The organism is Escherichia sp. Lx600-2 (genome assembly GCF_036662595.1).
GTDB lineage: Bacteria > Pseudomonadota > Gammaproteobacteria > Enterobacterales > Enterobacteriaceae > Escherichia > Escherichia coli.
In genome coordinates, this window is sequence record NZ_JAYQWM010000005.1 from 90,205 (window position 1) to 107,226 (window position 17,022).

At 52.1% G+C, this 17,022-nt stretch carries 18 protein-coding genes; 2 read left to right on the forward strand and 16 right to left on the reverse strand.

Annotated elements, in window-relative coordinates; genetic code table 11:
* The first annotated feature begins 51 nt into the window (after nucleotides 1-51).
* Nucleotides 52-414, forward strand: a complete 363-nt coding sequence (folX, locus tag OQV04_RS03150; protein WP_000068457.1) for a dihydroneopterin triphosphate 2'-epimerase — start codon at nucleotides 52-54, stop codon at nucleotides 412-414.
* A 20-nt stretch (nucleotides 415-434) separates the two neighbouring features.
* On the forward strand, nucleotides 435-1,328 hold the full coding sequence (locus tag OQV04_RS03155) for a TIGR01777 family oxidoreductase (RefSeq protein ID WP_001551399.1): 894 nt from the start codon (nucleotides 435-437) through the stop codon (nucleotides 1,326-1,328).
* A gap of 47 nt (nucleotides 1,329-1,375) precedes the next feature.
* Here OQV04_RS03155 and rpnB read toward each other — a convergent pair whose 3' ends face one another.
* The 16 genes from rpnB to pdxB all read right to left on the reverse strand — a co-directional run bounded on the left by rpnB (nucleotide 1,376) and on the right by pdxB (nucleotide 16,956).
* Complete coding sequence (rpnB, locus tag OQV04_RS03160; RefSeq protein ID WP_032281280.1) at nucleotides 1,376-2,266, reverse strand: recombination-promoting nuclease RpnB; 891 nt, start codon at nucleotides 2,264-2,266, stop codon at nucleotides 1,376-1,378.
* 196 nt (nucleotides 2,267-2,462) lie between these two features.
* Nucleotides 2,463-3,236, reverse strand: a complete 774-nt coding sequence (gene hisP, locus OQV04_RS03165) for a histidine ABC transporter ATP-binding protein HisP (protein ID WP_001293612.1) — start codon at nucleotides 3,234-3,236, stop codon at nucleotides 2,463-2,465.
* Nucleotides 3,237-3,243: 7 nt separating this feature from the next.
* Nucleotides 3,244-3,960, reverse strand: a complete 717-nt coding sequence (locus OQV04_RS03170) for an ABC transporter permease (protein ID WP_000569958.1) — start codon at nucleotides 3,958-3,960, stop codon at nucleotides 3,244-3,246.
* Nucleotides 3,957-4,643 carry a histidine ABC transporter permease HisQ gene (hisQ, locus tag OQV04_RS03175; protein ID WP_000965518.1) on the reverse strand — a complete coding sequence of 229 codons (687 nt, stop codon included), beginning with the start codon at nucleotides 4,641-4,643 and terminating at the stop codon, nucleotides 3,957-3,959. The genes OQV04_RS03170 and hisQ overlap by 4 nt, the downstream gene beginning before the upstream one ends.
* Nucleotides 4,644-4,732: 89 nt before the next feature.
* Entirely contained in the window at nucleotides 4,733-5,515 is a 783-nt protein-coding gene (hisJ, locus tag OQV04_RS03180) for a histidine ABC transporter substrate-binding protein HisJ (RefSeq protein WP_000737621.1), read from the reverse strand.
* Nucleotides 5,516-5,735: 220 nt separating this feature from the next.
* Entirely contained in the window at nucleotides 5,736-6,518 is a 783-nt protein-coding gene (argT, locus tag OQV04_RS03185; protein ID WP_000748261.1) for a lysine/arginine/ornithine ABC transporter substrate-binding protein ArgT, read from the reverse strand.
* A 279-nt stretch (nucleotides 6,519-6,797) separates the two neighbouring features.
* The gene (gene ubiX / locus OQV04_RS03190; RefSeq protein WP_000825700.1) at nucleotides 6,798-7,367 is read right to left on the reverse strand and encodes a flavin prenyltransferase UbiX; all 570 of its coding nucleotides are present in this window, start codon (nucleotides 7,365-7,367) and stop codon (nucleotides 6,798-6,800) included.
* Nucleotides 7,368-7,461: 94 nt separating this feature from the next.
* Nucleotides 7,462-8,979, reverse strand: coding sequence for an amidophosphoribosyltransferase (purF, locus tag OQV04_RS03195; RefSeq protein ID WP_000334220.1), 1,518 nt, complete (start codon nucleotides 8,977-8,979; stop codon nucleotides 7,462-7,464).
* Between the two features lie 36 nt (nucleotides 8,980-9,015).
* On the reverse strand, nucleotides 9,016-9,504 hold the full coding sequence (gene cvpA, locus OQV04_RS03200; RefSeq protein WP_000262113.1) for a colicin V production protein: 489 nt from the start codon (nucleotides 9,502-9,504) through the stop codon (nucleotides 9,016-9,018).
* A 622-nt stretch (nucleotides 9,505-10,126) separates the two neighbouring features.
* Nucleotides 10,127-10,789 (reverse strand): cell division protein DedD, encoded by a 663-nt coding sequence (gene dedD, locus OQV04_RS03205; RefSeq protein ID WP_000146992.1) that lies wholly within the window; start codon nucleotides 10,787-10,789, stop codon nucleotides 10,127-10,129.
* Nucleotides 10,779-12,047, reverse strand: coding sequence for a bifunctional tetrahydrofolate synthase/dihydrofolate synthase (folC, locus tag OQV04_RS03210; RefSeq protein WP_000584575.1), 1,269 nt, complete (start codon nucleotides 12,045-12,047; stop codon nucleotides 10,779-10,781). Before folC ends, dedD begins: the two co-directional genes overlap by 11 nt.
* A 69-nt stretch (nucleotides 12,048-12,116) precedes the next feature.
* Complete coding sequence (accD, locus tag OQV04_RS03215; protein ID WP_000118404.1) at nucleotides 12,117-13,031, reverse strand: acetyl-CoA carboxylase, carboxyltransferase subunit beta; 915 nt, start codon at nucleotides 13,029-13,031, stop codon at nucleotides 12,117-12,119.
* Between the two features lie 155 nt (nucleotides 13,032-13,186).
* A complete protein-coding gene (locus OQV04_RS03220; protein WP_000364335.1) occupies nucleotides 13,187-13,846 on the reverse strand; it encodes a DedA family protein in 660 nt (219 codons plus the stop codon).
* 82 nt (nucleotides 13,847-13,928) lie between these two features.
* Nucleotides 13,929-14,741, reverse strand: coding sequence for a tRNA pseudouridine(38-40) synthase TruA (gene truA, locus OQV04_RS03225; protein ID WP_001283590.1), 813 nt, complete (start codon nucleotides 14,739-14,741; stop codon nucleotides 13,929-13,931).
* On the reverse strand, nucleotides 14,741-15,754 hold the full coding sequence (locus OQV04_RS03230) for an aspartate-semialdehyde dehydrogenase (RefSeq protein ID WP_001289167.1): 1,014 nt from the start codon (nucleotides 15,752-15,754) through the stop codon (nucleotides 14,741-14,743). Before OQV04_RS03230 ends, truA begins: the two co-directional genes overlap by 1 nt.
* A 65-nt stretch (nucleotides 15,755-15,819) precedes the next feature.
* The gene (gene pdxB, locus OQV04_RS03235) at nucleotides 15,820-16,956 is read right to left on the reverse strand and encodes a 4-phosphoerythronate dehydrogenase PdxB (RefSeq protein ID WP_032281284.1); all 1,137 of its coding nucleotides are present in this window, start codon (nucleotides 16,954-16,956) and stop codon (nucleotides 15,820-15,822) included.
* Nucleotides 16,957-17,022: the final 66 nt, after the last annotated feature.

Genomic DNA, 17,022 nt, shown 5'->3' on the forward strand with positions numbered 1-17,022 from the left:
ACAGATTCTCGTGTATTATTTCATCCTAAGTAAAACAACGGAGAACCTGCAATGGCACAACCTGCCGCTATTATTCGTATAAAGAACCTTCGTTTACGTACGTTTATCGGAATTAAGGAAGAAGAAATTAACAACCGTCAGGATATTGTTATCAATGTGACGATCCACTACCCCGCCGATAAAGCGCGCACCAGCGAAGATATCAACGATGCGCTGAATTATCGCACCGTAACGAAAAACATTATTCAGCATGTAGAGAATAACCGTTTCTCTTTGCTGGAAAAATTAACTCAGGATGTGCTCGATATCGCACGTGAACATCACTGGGTGACGTATGCTGAAGTGGAGATCGATAAACTGCACGCGCTGCGCTACGCCGATTCGGTATCCATGACCTTAAGCTGGCAGCGTTAACCGCCATATCGGGAGGCTGCATGAACATAGTGATCACCGGAGGGACGGGATTAATTGGTCGCCATTTGATTCCACGTTTGCTGGAGCTGGGCCATCAAATCACGGTAATGACGCGTAACCCGCAGAAAGCCAGTTCCGTTCTCGGCCCTCGGGTGACACTATGGCAAGGGCTTGCCGATCAAAGCAACCTCAACGGCGTTGATGCGGTAATCAACCTGGCCGGAGAACCGATTGCTGATAAACGCTGGACTCACGAGCAAAAAGAGCGTCTCTGCCAAAGCCGCTGGAATATCACGCAAAAACTGGTCGATTTGATTAATGCCAGCGACACGCCACCGTCGGTACTCATTTCCGGCTCGGCAACGGGCTATTATGGCGACTTAGGTGAAGTGGTGGTTACCGAAGAGGAACCGCCGCATAACGAATTTACCCATAAACTCTGCGCCCGCTGGGAAGAAATTGCCTGCCGGGCGCAAAGTGACAAAACGCGAGTGTGCCTGCTGCGTACCGGCGTAGTGCTGGCACCGGATGGCGGTATTCTCGGTAAAATGCTGCCGCCGTTTCGTCTTGGCCTGGGCGGGCCGATTGGTTCCGGTCGGCAGTATCTGGCCTGGATTCATATCGATGATATGGTCAACGGCATTCTCTGGCTGCTGGATAACGAGCTGCGCGGGCCATTTAATATGGTTTCGCCCTACCCGGTACGCAATGAACAATTTGCCCATGCGCTCGGTCATGCGCTGCATCGCCCGGCCATTTTGCGCGTCCCCGCGACCGCCATTCGACTGTTAATGGGCGAATCTTCAGTACTGGTATTAGGTGGACAACGCGCGCTGCCTAAACGGCTGGAAGAAGCGGGTTTTGCGTTTCGCTGGTACGATTTAGAAGAGGCGCTGGCGGATGTCGTTCGCTGATGTGGTTTACAGCAAACATCCGCCAGTTAACTCCCGGTGTTACAGGATTAGTGGCTTTGCGCGATAAGATCGTCTGGTGAAAGTCGGGTCACCATCATAACTAACTCTCTGTCTAAACCTCTATCCAGCATCTCCTGAGCAATACGCAGGGCTTCTTCGTGTTTGCCCTGCATTGCGCCTTCTTCACGTAATCTGTCAGCAATGGTCATCAGTTTCTCCTTTTCTTGTGGTGCGCGTTCTGTTATCTCACCAATAAATGCACGGAAACGCTGGGCATCTCCCGTTTGTAATACATAATTAAACAGGGCTTTTAGCTGTCTGTCATTAGTGTTCCCTGTAACTAGCAGCGAAACAATTTGGTCGACTAATCCCAACAGATCGCGCTGACGAATATGTTTCTGAATTAACTCCAACAGCGCCATTTTGCGATGTTGCATAATCTCGTCATCCGGCACCACGGTAATATCCACCAACGGAAAAGCCGATGAATATATTTTACGGGCAATCGCAGGCTCGGCAAATTCATCAAGCCAGCAGAGTGAATAAGGATAAGGACTTCTGCAACCATGATAAAACAGCATCGGGATCACCAATGGAAGCTCTTTATAGCCCGCATCAAGCTGGTTTTGCATTGCCGCAATGGAATAACGCATCATGCGAAAAGCCATTAATTCTTCCGGCTTACTTTGGTGCTCTATCACTACATAAATATAACCCACTCCCTCCTGCGTTTTCACAGACCACAAGAGGTCGGAATAATATTGCCGCAGGTCTTCATCAATAAAACTGTTTGGTTCCAGTTTAAGCGTCGTTAAATCACACAGTTTGCGCAGCGGCGCGGGAAGATGAATATCAATAAAATCCCGCGCGGTGTCTGGATGGCGTAAAAAAGATTTAAATACCGCATCATGCGGCGTGGAAGTTGTCGATATTGTCATGGCGTTCCGTCACCCCTCAAATTTAAGATGACGCGACAATAACCACGATTAACACCCAATGCAGCAGGCAGTTTTTATCTTTGGACAGCGAATTCAGAAGTATTTTTAGCGGACTGCAAATTTTACATTTCAGCGGAAGCTGACTCGCAAATTCCCCTTGAAAATACTCCGGCAGCGTTAGCCACCGGAGAGGCAATTATTTCAGCGAACCTTTAAGGAACTGTTGCAGACGAGGGCTTTGCGGGTTGCCAAATAACTGCTCCGGCGCGCCTTCTTCCTCTATTTTCCCCTGATGGAGGAAAATGACGTGAGTAGAAACATGACGAGCAAAGCCCATTTCGTGAGTCACTACCACCATGGTTTTCCCCTCTTCTGCCAGTTGCTGCATAATGCGCAACACTTCGCCTACTAGTTCAGGATCGAGCGCCGAGGTAGGTTCATCAAACAGTAAAACTTCCGGTTCCATTGCCAGCGCCCGCGCTATGGAAACACGCTGTTGCTGACCACCGGACAGGTGCACCGGGTATTTCCCCTGCGCACGTTCGTCTATCCCGACTTTTGCCAGATACTTCACCGCCCGCTCGCGCGCTTCCTGCTTGCTCAGGCCCAACACCTGAATCGGCGCTTCCATGACGTTTTCCAGCACCGTCATATGGCTCCAGAGATTGAAGTGCTGGAATACCATCGTCAGGCGTGTGCGCAGTAAGCGCAGTTGATTTTTATCGGCGACTTTGAGTTGACCGTCTTTGTCGCGCACCAGATTGATCGTCTGGCCATTGACCACGATCGACCCTTCACTCGGTTTTTCGAGGAAGTTAATGCAGCGCAGAAAGGTACTTTTCCCCGATCCCGACGATCCGATGATGCTTATTACATCTCCGGCATTCGCTTGCAGTGAGACCCCTTTCAGCACTTCGTGTTCGCCGTAGCGTTTGTGCAAATCGATAACGTTTAATTTATTCTCGGACATCGTATTCTCAGTGCGTTGAAGACGGTTTCACATGCTGCAACCAGCGTTTTTCCGCTCTGCGAAAGAGGCTGATCAGGACATAAGAGATGATTAAATAGAGCACCGCGGCAATGCCGAAGGCGGTAAAAGGTTGATACGTGGCGGCGTTAATATCGCGGGCTATTTTCAGCAGATCCGGCACAGTGGCCGTAAACGCCAGCGCAGTAGAATGCAGCATCAGGATCACTTCGTTGCTGTATGCCGGTAACGCAATACGCAGCGCAGAAGGCAAAATAATGCAGCGATACATTTTAAAAGTCGAGAAGCCATAGGCTCTGGCGGCTTCAATTTCCCCATGCGGAACCGAACGGATTGCCCCAGCAAAAATCTCGGTAGTGTAAGCGCAGGTGTTAAGCGTCAGCGCCAGCACGGTACAGTTCAGGCCACTGCGGAAAAAGGCGTTAAGAAACTCGGTCCCCTTAACAATCTCCAGCGTATACATACCGGAATAGAACACCAGCAACTGAACATACAGCGGCGTACCGCGAAAAATATAGGTAAATAACCAGATTGGAAACTGGATGTATTTATTACTGGAGACACGACCAATCGCCAGAAACAGCGCCAGAACTCCGCCTATCACTACCGACAAAATAAGCAGCCACAGAGTGATCGCCACGCCGGTAAAGCGATAACCGTCGGTCCACAGCAGCGGTTTCCAGTATTCATGTAAGATTTCGATCACAGGTCAGCCCTCTTCACACCCACGGAGTAGCGGCGCTCAAGGAACAGCAGCACACCATTGGAAACGGTGGTGAAAACCAGGTAAATCACGCCACAAACGATAGCGAAATAGAACGGTTCCCAGGTACTTTTGCCTGCCAGCTGCGTGGCTTTGACCACATCTTCCAGGCCGAGTAACGAAACCAGTGCGGTAGATTTGAGGATCACCTGCCAGTTGTTTCCAATGCCTGGCAGGGCGTAACGCATCATCGCCGGAAACATGATCCGCCGAAACACTTGCCCACGAGTAAAACCAAACGCCGTCGCCGCCTCTATATGTCCTTTCGGCACTGCCATAAAAGCACCACGGAACGTTTCGGTAAAATAAGCACCGTAGATAAAACCGAGAGTAATAATACCAGCGACCATCGGATCGATATCAATCTGCCCGACGCCCATCGCCTCCGTCACCGTGTTTAGTGCAATCTGCAAACCGTAGAAAATCAGCAGCATCAACACTAAGTCCGGCACGCCACGAATCAGCGTGGTGTACCCTTCGAAAATCAGCCCCGAAAGCCGATTTTGCGAGAGCTTACCGCCAGCGCCAATTAAACCGATGATTACAGCGAGCACTACAGAGCTGATAGCCAGCTCCAACGTGACGAGCGCCCCCTGTAAAATAACACCTGAAAACCCATACAACATGCTGCCTGTCCTGTCGTGTGTGGTGAATTACCGCCTCTTGTCTCCCTCCGGTTACCCGAAGGGAGCTGGCTTTCTTTCACCGATGGCGATTAACCGCCATAAACATCAAAATCGAAGTACTTTTTCGCTAATTTCTCGTAAGTACCGTCAGCGCGCATTTCTGCAAAGGCTTTGTTCAGTGCCTCGCGCAGTTCGTTATCTTCTTTACGCAGGCCCATGCCGGTCCCTACGCCAAACAGTTTTTCATCTTTAACAGACGGGCCACCGAATTTGTAATCTTTACCGACAGGTTGTTTGAGGAAACCTTCGCTGGCAGCGACCTCATCCTGGAACGCGGCATCAATACGTCCGGCAGTCAGGTCAGAATAAATGTTGTCCTGCCCCTGATACGAGACGATTTCAATGCCTTTTGGTGCCCAATGTTCATTACCGAACGTCTCCTGGGTGGTGCCCTGCAATACGCCTACCCGTTTGCCTTTCAGCGACTCGACTGTCGGCTGAATGTCAGAATTTTTCGCCACCACCAAACGAGAATCGGCAGCGTACAGTTTGTCGGTGAAGGCTATTTCTTGCTGACGTTTTTCCGTAATGGAAAGCGATGACATGATGGCGTCAATCTTCTTCGCTTTTAAGGACGGGATTAACGCATCCAGCGGATTTTCGACAAACGTACATTGCGTATTGATGCGTTTGCATAATTCCTTTGCCAGATCGATATCGAAGCCAACCAGTTCGCCTTGTGAATTTTTTGATTCAAATGGCGCATAGGTCGGGTCGGTACCGATGCGGATGTTTTGCGGAATCGCAGCAAATGCCGCAGTTGCGCTGGAGAAGGCCAGAACCAGAGAGAGCGATAGCACCAGTTTTTTCATAATGTCCTCAACTGACAGTCTTTTTATAGGGAATATTTACAGGTTTGTTACACTTATCGTGCCATAAAATTGACCATCAAGGCAAAATATCCCGCCCCGTTAGACGTATTATTTTTCATTAAAAATGCTTAAGTATGCATTTCAATGCACCACGATAGTGCAACAAACCTGGCGTGCACCATGATGATCATTCCATCAGGTACAGCTTCCCAGCGACGTATCAGTCACCGTAGACATTAAAGTCAAAATACTTTTTCGCCATCTTGTCGTAGGTGCCGTCCTGACGCAGCTCGCCAAGCGCCTTATTGAAGGCAGCCGTCAGTTCAGCATCATCTTTACGTAGCCCTACACCGGTGCCATCACCGAAGTATTTTTTGTCTTTCACTGATGAGCCAGCAAAGGCGAAGTCTTTACCAGCAGGTTGCTTGAGGAATCCTTCGCTGGCGGCGACTTCATCCTGTAATGCCGCATCCAGACGTCCTGCAGCCAGATCGGAATAGACCAAATCCTGGTTGGCATAGGCCACCACATCCACACCTTTGCTACGCCAGGTCTCGTTAGCGTAAGCTTCCTGGGTTGATCCCTGCAGCACACCAACATGTTTACCTTTCAGTGAATCCAGCGTTGGCTGAATCGGCGAACCTTTGGCGGCAATCAAACGAGAATCTGCGGCGTACAACTTGTCGGAGAAAGCAATCTCCTGCTGACGTTTATCGGTAATGGAGAGCGACGAAATAATGGCGTCGATTTTTTTCGCTTTCAGTGAGGGGATCAGCGCGTCAAAGTCACTGGCAACCCAGGTACATTTCACCTGCATCCGTTTGCACATCTCGTTACCGAGATCGATATCAAAGCCAACAAAATCACCTTTAGCATCTTTCGACGAGAACGGCGCATAGGTGGTATCGGTTCCGATACGTACCGTCTCCGGTAGCGCCGCATAGCTGGAAGCCGCTGCGGAGAGACCGACTAACAAAGACAGAGCGAGAATCGACTTCTTCATACATAACCCTCAAGTGAAAATGGCTTTTTTATGTTGTGTATTGTGTTGTGTGTTGTGTGTTGTGTGTTTGCAGGCTCTTTCATGCAGGTCTTATGCCATCTTGACGACAACAGTAACATTCAACGTTAAATGTGTTAATAAGACGTTGCATTATTGTCCTGAAGTTGAAGATAGCAGGTATAGCGGTTGAATCGCAGCGTTTCGATTGAATGGCAGAAACAAAATGTCGAGGATTTGATCGCGGTTGCAAAATTGCCCTGAAACAGGGCAACAGCGGAGTTATGCGCCCTGCCAGCGGGCAAAGAGATCTTCAGGAAGGGTTATTGCAAACTGGTCAAGAACACGATTAACCGTCTGATTTATCACATCATCAAGGGATTGCGGGCGATGATAAAACGCCGGAACGGGAGGCATAATCACCGCACCGATTTCTGCTGCCTGAGTCATTAAACGCAGATGACCTAAGTGCAATGGTGTTTCACGCACGCAGAGCACCAACGGGCGACGCTCTTTCAGCACCACATCTGCCGCACGGGTCAGTAAGCCATCAGTATAGCTATGGACAATGCCGGACAGGGTTTTGATTGAACAGGGTAAAATCACCATCCCCAGTGTCTGGAAAGAACCGGAAGAGATGCTGGCGGCAATATCGCGCGCATCATGCGTGACATCAGCTAATGCCTGCACTTCGCGCAGGGAAAAATCCGTTTCGAGGGATAAGGTCTGGCGCGCCGCCTGGCTCATCACCAGATGCGTTTCGATATCTGTGACATCGCGCAGAACCTGTAATAAACGCACGCCATAAATCGCGCCGCTGGCACCGCTGATGCCTACAATGAGTCGTTTCATAAATAGTTGCCCTGTCAGACTTGCAGGCAGACTTTGCAGGATTTCGGCGGGAGTTGCAAGTCAGGGTGCCAGACCGGCACCCTGAGCGAAGGCATCATCCTTCGTTATGCATTTCGAGATTTTCCACTTCGTTCTGACGTTGCACTGCTTTGGCGTCGTCATTACGTAAAGTATCGAGGAAATCGAGGTAGCCCTGATCAACATCTTTGGTGACGTAGACGCCGTTGAACACCGAGCATTCAAACTGCTGGATATCCGGATTTTCAGCGCGAACGGCGTCGATCAGATCGTTCAGATCCTGGAAAATCAACCCGTCAGCACCGATGATCTGGCGAATTTCATCTACTTCGCGACCGTGGGCGATAAGCTCCGTGGCGCTCGGCATATCAATACCGTAAACGTTCGGGAAGCGAATTTCCGGTGCCGCAGAAGCGAGGTACACTTTCTTCGCTCCGGCTTCGCGTGCCATCTCGATAATCTGCTCAGAAGTGGTGCCACGGACGATGGAGTCGTCGACCAGCAGGACGTTTTTATCGCGGAACTCGGCGCGGTTGGCATTCAGTTTACGGCGCACGGACTTACGACGCAGCTGCTGGCCCGGCATGATGAAGGTGCGGCCAACATAGCGGTTTTTAACGAAGCCCTGGCGGTACGGTTTGCCCAGAATACGCGCAATTTCCAGCGCGATATCACACGAGGTTTCCGGAATCGGGATCACTACGTCGATATCCAGATCTTCCCATTCGCGGGCAATTTTCTCGCCCAGTTTCGTGCCCATATTCACACGCGCGCTGTAAACGGAAATTTTGTCGATGAACGAGTCCGGGCGAGCAAAGTATACATACTCAAACAGGCACGGATTGCTGACCGGATTGTCAGCACATTGACGGGTAAACAACTGCCCTTCTTCAGTGATGTAAATCGCTTCGCCCGGCGCGACGTCACGCAGGAAATCAAAGCCCAGCGTATCGAGCGCTACGCTTTCGGAAGCGACCATATATTCTGTGCGGTTCTCGTCAATATCACGTTTTCCCAGTACCAGCGGACGAATACCGTTTGGATCGCGGAAAGCAACCATACCGTGGCCGATAATCATCGCCACACAGGCATACGCGCCGCGGATTAAGCGGTTTGTAGCAGCGATGGCGGCGAAAATGTTGTCGGCTTCCAGCGGGTAGTGGCGGAAGTTGTCCAGCTCGCTGGCGAAGATATTAAGCAGAATTTCCGAGTCGGAAGTGGTGTTGATGTGGCGGCGTTTTTCTTCAAACAGTTTTTTACGCAACTCGTGAGCGTTGGTCAGATTGCCGTTGTGGGCAAGCGTAATGCCATACGGGGAGTTAACGTAAAACGGCTGCGCTTCAGAGGCGCTGGAGCTGCCAGCCGTGGGGTAACGCACATGACCAATGCCCATATTGCCCTGCAAACGCTGCATATGGCGAGCTTCAAATACATCGCTCACCAGCCCGTTCGCTTTACGCAAACGGAAGCAGTTATTGGCATCTATGGTGATGATGCCGGCGGCATCCTGACCGCGATGCTGAAGCACCGTTAAGGCATCATAAATCGACTGGTTAACCGGCATAACACCGGCGATACCGACAATACCGCACATACGTCTTTTTCCTCGTTAAGCCACATCTCAGAGCACTTACGCTCTGGGCAAGAAACTTGACGAGCTTTGCAGATAATCAAAAAACCATCTGATGATAAAACTGAACTGCGGGATCAGCTGTGATTTGCTCCAGTCTTCGCTTTTCGACACCCCGGTAAAGGAGTCGAGAAAGAAGAGAATGGCAGCAACAATCAACACACCGCGCAACGCACCGAAACAGACGCCCAGCACCCGATCGGTGCCTGACAACCCCGTTTTCTCCACCAGCTGGCCTATCACGAAGTTCACGATAGCACCAACGATCAGGGTAGCGATAAACAGTACCGCGATGGCAATCCCATTTCGAACCAGTTCGTCTTCAAAGCCCGTAAACCAGACTGACAGGTAAGTGTAGTAATGACTGGCAACAAAGAAAGCACAACCCCATGTCACCAGCGATAACGCTTCACGAACAAAGCCGCGGATCAGGCTAACCAGAGAGGAAAAAGCAATCACCGCGATTATGGCGTAATCAATCCAGACCATATGTGTCCCACGATTTTACGCCCTGTCATCCTGTTCGGGGCGCATTCTAACAGAAAAAGAAAACGTTTGCGTAGGGATTTCCTTCCCGCGCATCAATAAAAATGGCGCTGAAAAAATATTCAACGCCATCGACTTTTTATGCCTTTGCGGCATCGGACAATGCGTGTCGGATGCGGCGTAAACGCCTTATCCGATCTACGGCTCTACCCCTGCGCAGGCCTGATAAGACGCGCCAGCGTCGCATCAGGCAACGGCTGTCGGATGCGGCGTGAACGCCTTATCCGACCTACGGCTCTACCCCTGCGTAGGCCTGATAAGACGCGCCAGCGTCGCATCAGGCAACGGCTGTCGGATGCGGCGTAAACGCCTTATCCGACCTACGGTTCTCCCCCTGCGTAGGCCTGATAAGACGCGCCAGCGTCGCATCAGGCAACGGCTGTCGGATGCGGCGTGAATGCCTTATCCGACCTACGGTTCTACCCCTGCGTAGGCCTGATAAGACGCGCCAGCGTCGCATCAGGCAACGGCTGTCGGATGCGGCGTGAACGCCTTATCCGACCTACGGTTCTACCCCTGCGTAGGCCTGATAAGACGCGCCAGCGTCGCATCAGGCAAGACCGTATTAATTCGGCGTATAGCCCATTACCACGCCACTTAAGCCAGAAAGTTGCTTCAACTCACCCAGCGAACCTTTCAGCTTATCTTTCGAGGCATCCGGCCCAACCAGAATACGGGTAATTTTACCCTGCACTGGCGTGGATGGCGACGTATAAACCCGATAACCGGCACCGCGCAGCTTACCGACAATTTCATTCACTTTATCGGCATTTTTCAGCGCACCCAGTTGCACAACATAGGCTTTACCCGTCGGTGCAGCTTTTTCTTCCACGACCGGCTTCGGTTCTGGCTTCGGCGCAGGTGGTGCTTCAACCTTTGGTTTAGGCGGCTCCACCGGTTTCGGCTTCGGTGGGGCGACCGGTGCAGGTTCCGGTTCAAACTCGGTGTTATTGGCTGCAATAGTGGCCGGATCGAGCGACGGTGCTGCGGCATCACCTGCCCGCACCTCTTCCGCTGCGCCTTCCGGCGGCTGCGTCGGCAACGCCTGGGTGGCGGCTGGCATCATATCAGGCTCATCGCGATCGCCCGCTTTTGGAACCAGCGGGATAGCCGCAAACTCATCCTGATAATGTTTTTTCTGCCCGTCCAGCAGCCCTGGAAGTACAATCACCCCCAGCGCCACCAGCACGATCGTGCCCACTAACCGATTCTGAAACTTACTTGCCACCGCTTCTCCTCGCGTCAATCACTTCCATGACATGTGCGACCGTGTGAAAAGAACCACACACCAGCACGGTGTCTTCCGCTTTAGCGTCCGCCATTGCGGCATCCCATGCCTGCGCAACGCTATCAAATGATTTGCCGTTACCCAAATGCTCAAGCAGTTGTTCTGCCGTGGCACCGCGCGGCCCTTCCAGTGGCGCACAATACCAGTCATCAACCACGCTTTTCAACCAGGCCAGAGTTCCGGCAATATCTTTATCATGTAGCATACCGATAACCGCCAGCACGCGCCCGTTTTTCGGTAGCGCTTTCATACGCCCGGTGAGATATTCCGCCGCATGTGGATTATGCGCGACATCAAAAATAACGCGTGGTGACTCGCTCACAATCTGGAAACGTCCCGGCAAAATTGCGCTGGCAATCCCGTCGCGAATGGCATTTTCACTGACCTCCAGCCCGCTGGCACGCAGTGCCGCCAGCGCCGTTGCGGCATTCGGTTGCGGGACAAGCGGCAACGGCAGGTTTTCCAGCGTGCCGTGAGCATCGCTAAACGCCCAGTCATGATCGGTGACGGAATAGTTCCACTCAACGCCCCGACGTTGTAACAGTGCACCTTTTTCCTGCGCCACATCAGCAATGGTAGAAGGCATTTCCGGCTCACCGACAATTGCCGGTTTTTCGCTGCGGAAGATGCCTGCTTTCTCGCGACCAATACTTTCGCGATCTGGCCCCAGCCAGTCGGTATGATCCAGCGCAATACTGGTTACTACCGCGACATCGGCGTCGACAATATTGGTTGCGTCCAGACGACCGCCCAGCCCTACTTCCAGAATCACCACGTCAAGTTGTGCCTGTTTGAACAGCCACAACGCCGACAGCGTACCGTACTCGAAATAGGTCAGGGAAATATCACCGCGTGCCGATTCAATCTCCGCAAAAGAGGCGGTGTGGGCCGATTCCGGCAATTCCTGACCCTGCACACGTACGCGCTCGGTATAACGCACCAGATGAGGCGAACTGTAGACGCCCACTTTGTACCCTGCCGCCATCAGAATCGACTCCAGCGTACGGCATGTGGTGCCTTTGCCATTCGTACCCGCAACGGTAAACACAAATGGCGCTGGTTTCAGAACGCCAAGACGCGCCGCGACCTGGCTCACGCGCTCAAGGCCGAGATCGATAGTTTTACTGTGCAGGTTTTCCAGATAAGAAAGCCACGAAGCCAGAGGCGACGCGGCTTGAGGAGTGCGTTTGATAATCATGGTATCCGCTGATTCGTTACGGTGAGAATAGCAAAAGGGCAGAGCCAGTGGCCCTGCCCTTATCAGTTATCAGGCCTCAGGTTCCTGATCCGGTACCGGGGGTACCACTACGCCTTCACGCGGCGCTTCAGGATTCGGCGCTGGCAGATTCATCAACTTCGCCAGAATGCTCGCCAGTTTCAGGCGCATTTCCGGACGACGGACGATCATGTCGATCGCGCCTTTCTCGATCAGGAATTCACTGCGCTGGAATCCTGGCGGCAGTTTTTCGCGAACGGTCTGTTCGATAACACGCGGACCGGCAAAGCCGATTAACGCTTTCGGTTCAGCGATGTTGAGATCGCCCAGCATGGCGAAACTTGCAGAAACACCGCCCATCGTCGGGTCGGTCAGCACGGAGATGTACGGCAAGCCGCGCTCCTGCATTTTTGCCAGTGCCGCAGAAGTTTTCGCCATCTGCATCAGCGACATCAGTGCTTCCTGCATACGTGCGCCACCAGAGGCGGAGAAGCAGATCAGCGGGCAGTTATCTTCCAGCGCCTGCTCAACGGCACGCACGAAACGTGCACCCACAACAGACCCCATTGAACCGCCCATAAAGGCGAACTCGAATGCCGCAGCGACAACCGGCATTCCATACAGAGTGCCTTTCATCACCACCAGCGCATCTTTTTCGCCGGTTTCTTTCTGCGCAGATGCCAGACGGTCTTTATACTTCTTGGAGTCACGAAACTTCAGCACATCTTTCGGCTCAAGCTCGCTACCCAGCTCCACAAGGCTTCCTTCATCTAACAGGCTATGCAGGCGATTACGCGCTGTCATACGCATGTGATGGTCACACTTCGGACAGACCTCAAGATTACGTTCCAGCTCAGCGCGGTATAAAACCTGACCGCAGCTATCACACTTAGTCCACACCCCTTCAGGAATGCTCGCCTTGCGGGTGGGAGTAATGTTGCTTTTAATTCGTTCAATCCAGCTCATTAGGGACCTTTCTGTCTGAACCTGGTTCGATGCCAGTTTTATCTTTGGGGACGCATAATGCCATTTTTGCCCCCAACAGACCATGAATGTTGCACATTAAAACATAACAGCCCGAAACTTTGGATAAAAAAGTGGTCGAACCGCGGAGTTACTTTTTATTTTGCGGCGCGTGCCGCAGCGCGTTTGTGACGGATTATTTCGATGACGCCCGGCAAAATAGAAACCACAATAATCCCGACGATCAGCAGCTTAAGGTTATCCTGAACCATCGGGATTGTACCGAAGAAATAGCCTGCGTAGGTAAAAAGCAGTACCCACAACAGTGCGCCGATCACGTTATAAGCGGCGAAATGACGGTACGACATGTGGCCCATTCCCGCAACAAACGGGGCGAACGTTCTGACGATCGGCACAAAACGGGCGAGAATAATCGTTTTGCCGCCATGTTTCTCATAAAACTGATGGGTTTTGTCGAGATAACTGCGACGGAAAATTTTCGAATTGGGATTACTGAATAACTTTTCACCGAACAACCGCCCGATAGTGTAATTGACCGCGTCACCCACAATCGCGGCGATCAGCATCAGCACCACCATCATATGGACGTTGAGATCGTTGGTTTCCAGTGATGCCAACGCTCCGGCAACAAACAGCAATGAATCACCCGGTAAAAACGGCGTTACCACCAGACCGGTTTCACAGAACAAAATTAAGAACAAAATGGCATAAACCCAGACGCCGTACTCCGCGACCAGCTCTGCCAGATGCACGTCAATGTGCAGGATAAAATCGATGAGGAAATAAATCAGGTCCATATTTGCCTATGCCTTGTACTCGTCATCTTTCAGGCTGTAACTACGTTGGCTACAGCCTGAAATGTTCCGAGCATTATTCTCGTTAGTCCGCCAGAAATAGCGGGCCCATTGGCGGTTTTGGAAGATCATACCGGTCAGGGTAATCCACCGCGACCAGATACAGCCCTTCCGCTTTTGCCGTTGCTGCCGCCAGCGTTCTGTCCTTTGCCGCCAGCAACTCTGCTATCCAGCTCTCCGGCTGGTTGTGGGCACCGACTTCCATCAGGCTGCCGACAATATTCCTGACCATATGATGTACAAAGGCATTCGCTTTGATATCAACCACCACATAAGGACCGTGACGCGTGACATTAATATGCATAACGTTGCGCCACGGGGTTCGGGACTGGCACTGCACCGCACGGAACGAGGTGAAATCATTCTCGCCCAGCAAGCACTGCGCAGCCCGATGCATCCGTTCAGCGTCCAGCGGTTCGTAAAAATGGGTTACCCCTTTACTCAGTACCGCCGGGCGCAGCCGATGATTGTAGATGATGTAGCGATAACGGCGAGCCGTGGCGCTAAATCGGGCATGAAAATCATCAGGTACAGCTTTAACCCAACGCACGGCGATGTCACCAGGTAAATTCGCATTTACGCCCAACGTCCACGCAGCGTCTTTGCGCTGCGCGGTAGTTTCGAAATGCACAACCTGCCCGGTACCGTGTACCCCTGCGTCAGTACGCCCGGCGCAGAAGACGGTGATGGGTTCGTTCGCCACCTGGGAGAGCGCCTTTTCCAGCTTCTCCTGCACACTGCGGACTTCATTCTGCCGTTGCCAGCCGTAATACTTACTGCCGTCGTACTCAATGCCCAGCGCAATTTTATAAACTGGCGGTTGTTGCTGGTCGGACATTAGTACAGATACTCCTGCACCAGTTTCTCGGCGATTTTTACTGCCATCAGCGCGCCGCCAAAGCGAACGTTATCGGCCACCGACCAGAACTGGACTTGCTCCGGCATACCGTAGTCATTACGCACGCAGCCAACAGAAAGATGCGGCGTACCCGAAGCATCACCTACCTGAGTTGGGAATTCGTTCTCTTCAGAGAGCACAATATCTTCCCCTTGAACAAACGCATCACGCGCTTCTTCTGCTGCCAGTGGACGCAGAGCTTCAAAGTTGACCATCTGGGCATGACCGTAGAATACCGGTGCCTGGACGACGCTTGCCGAAATCATCAGTCCTTCGTCCTGCAGGATTTTGCGTACTTCGTCAACGATACGACGTTCTTCACGCACGCTACCTTCGCTATCCGGCAGTAACGGCAGCATGTTGAACGCCAGCTGACGCCCGAAGAAATCTTCTTCGTCAATCGGAATGCCGTTGAGCAATTTCGCACTCTGCCCCGCTAACGCATCGACCGCTTTTTTGCCCTGGGCGGAGGCTGAAATCAGGCTGGTAACACTGATACGCGACAAACCGCCCTGATCGATTAACGGTTTCAGTGCCGCCAGCAGCTGGCTGGTCAGACTGTCTGGTACGGCGATGACATTCCGGTTGCGGTAATCGGTCAGTACAAACGGGTTTACTTCCGGCACCACCAGCGGTACGTCGGGTTCGAGAGCAAACAATCCGCTGCTGTCGATCACCAGGCAACCTGAGTTGGTCGCTTCTTCAACCCAGGCAGCGGTAGCTTCTTTGCCTGCGACAAAAAATGCCAGCTGCGCCTGCGTCCAGTCGAATTCAGCAGCATCCTGCACGGTGATTGTCTTACCACCAAAGCGCAGTTGTTCGCCTGCGCTTTCGTTACGTGCCAGTGCATAAATTTCCCCAACCGGGAACTGACGTTCAGCCAGCGTTTCAAGCAGGGCTTCGCCCACAGCGCCAGTTGCGCCCAGGACGGCAATGTTCCAGCCTTCAGACATGGTGGTTTACTCCAGAAATAGCAAAGCTCCCTGCCAATGTTACAGCAGAGAGCATGAAGAAGAGATTAACGTGCCGGATGATGAACGGCGTTAAAACCCAGTTTACACAGCAATGATGCCGCACTGGCGTCATCACAAATTACATACAGAGATGACCATTCACGGCGCTCAAGATAGTTTTTGCGCAGTTTATCGAACTCACCCGGTATCCCGGCGACTTTACGCAGCGGTGCGTCATCGCGGCGCACATCATACACCAAATGCACCAGCCTTTTCAGCGTCGGTTGATCGAGCGGGCCATGCAGCGTAATGCGACCAAACTCTGGCGCGGGTAGTAATGTATCCAGCGCAACGTGCTGTTCATGCCCAATAAACTTGCTATAGGCTTCAAACACTTGCGTAGTACCGCGTGCTTTACCTTCCAGGGTATAGCCTGCAATATGCGGCGTGCCGATATCCACTTTTGTCAGCAATTCCACATTAAGTTCCGGTTCGCCTTCCCAGACATCCAGCACTACGCTTAACTTCTGGCCTTCATTCAGGCAGGTCAGCAACGCAGTATTATCGACGACTGCGCCACGGCAGGCGTTAATCAGAATCGCTCCCGGCTTCAGGCTACGGATCAGTTTTTCATCCGCCAGATGCAGCGTTTTGTACGGCCCGTCTTTGAAGAGTGGCGTATGGAAAGTCAGAATATCCGCGCGCTGAACTAACTCATCCAGCGAGCGGAAATCACCCTCATCCCCACGGTCGGCGCGAGGCGGATCGCAAAGTAAGGTTTTAATCCCTAACGCATCCAGTCGTGCCTGTAAACGCCGACCAACGTTACCAACGCCCACGATCCCCACGGTACGCTCGTGCAGTGAAAATCCATCGCGTTCGGCAAGCATCAGCAGGGAGGAGAAAACATATTCCACCACCGCAATCGCATTACAGCCAGGTGCAGCGGAAAAACCAATTCCCGCCTGCTTTAACCATGCTTCATCGACATGGTCGGTCCCCGCAGTGGCAGTGCCAACAAATTTAATGGGTTTTCCTGCCAGCAAAGATTCATTCACTTTCGTGACCGAACGCACCATCAGCGCATCCGCGTCTGCCAGTTGAGCGACGGGGATTGGACGCCCGGGAACCGCGATCACCTCACCCAAACGGCTAAATAAGTCGCGGGCATAAGGCATATTTTCATCAACAAGGATTTTCACGTTTGTGTTACCTGTATGAGACGAGAGTTAACCGGACAAGTGTGCCATAATCTCGCGGCCAGGCAT

Excerpts from the sequence above, each read along its gene's own strand:
- folX (WP_000068457.1), top strand. The coding sequence starts at position 52 with ATGGCACAACCTGCCGCTATTATTCGTATAAAGAACCTTCGTTTACGT.
- OQV04_RS03155 (WP_001551399.1), top strand. The coding sequence starts at position 435 with ATGAACATAGTGATCACCGGAGGGACGGGATTAATTGGTCGCCATTTG.
- rpnB (WP_032281280.1), bottom strand. The coding sequence starts at position 2,266 with ATGACAATATCGACAACTTCCACGCCGCATGATGCGGTATTTAAATCT.
- hisP (WP_001293612.1), bottom strand. The coding sequence starts at position 3,236 with ATGTCCGAGAATAAATTAAACGTTATCGATTTGCACAAACGCTACGGC.
- hisQ (WP_000965518.1), bottom strand. The coding sequence starts at position 4,643 with ATGTTGTATGGGTTTTCAGGTGTTATTTTACAGGGGGCGCTCGTCACG.
- hisJ (WP_000737621.1), bottom strand. The coding sequence starts at position 5,515 with ATGAAAAAACTGGTGCTATCGCTCTCTCTGGTTCTGGCCTTCTCCAGC.
- argT (WP_000748261.1), bottom strand. The coding sequence starts at position 6,518 with ATGAAGAAGTCGATTCTCGCTCTGTCTTTGTTAGTCGGTCTCTCCGCA.
- ubiX (WP_000825700.1), bottom strand. The coding sequence starts at position 7,367 with ATGAAACGACTCATTGTAGGCATCAGCGGTGCCAGCGGCGCGATTTAT.
- purF (WP_000334220.1), bottom strand. The coding sequence starts at position 8,979 with ATGTGCGGTATTGTCGGTATCGCCGGTGTTATGCCGGTTAACCAGTCG.
- cvpA (WP_000262113.1), bottom strand. The coding sequence starts at position 9,504 with ATGGTCTGGATTGATTACGCCATAATCGCGGTGATTGCTTTTTCCTCT.
- folC (WP_000584575.1), bottom strand. The coding sequence starts at position 12,047 with ATGATTATCAAACGCACTCCTCAAGCCGCGTCGCCTCTGGCTTCGTGG.
- accD (WP_000118404.1), bottom strand. The coding sequence starts at position 13,031 with ATGAGCTGGATTGAACGAATTAAAAGCAACATTACTCCCACCCGCAAG.
- OQV04_RS03220 (WP_000364335.1), bottom strand. The coding sequence starts at position 13,846 with ATGGACCTGATTTATTTCCTCATCGATTTTATCCTGCACATTGACGTG.
- truA (WP_001283590.1), bottom strand. The coding sequence starts at position 14,741 with ATGTCCGACCAGCAACAACCGCCAGTTTATAAAATTGCGCTGGGCATT.
- OQV04_RS03230 (WP_001289167.1), bottom strand. The coding sequence starts at position 15,754 with ATGTCTGAAGGCTGGAACATTGCCGTCCTGGGCGCAACTGGCGCTGTG.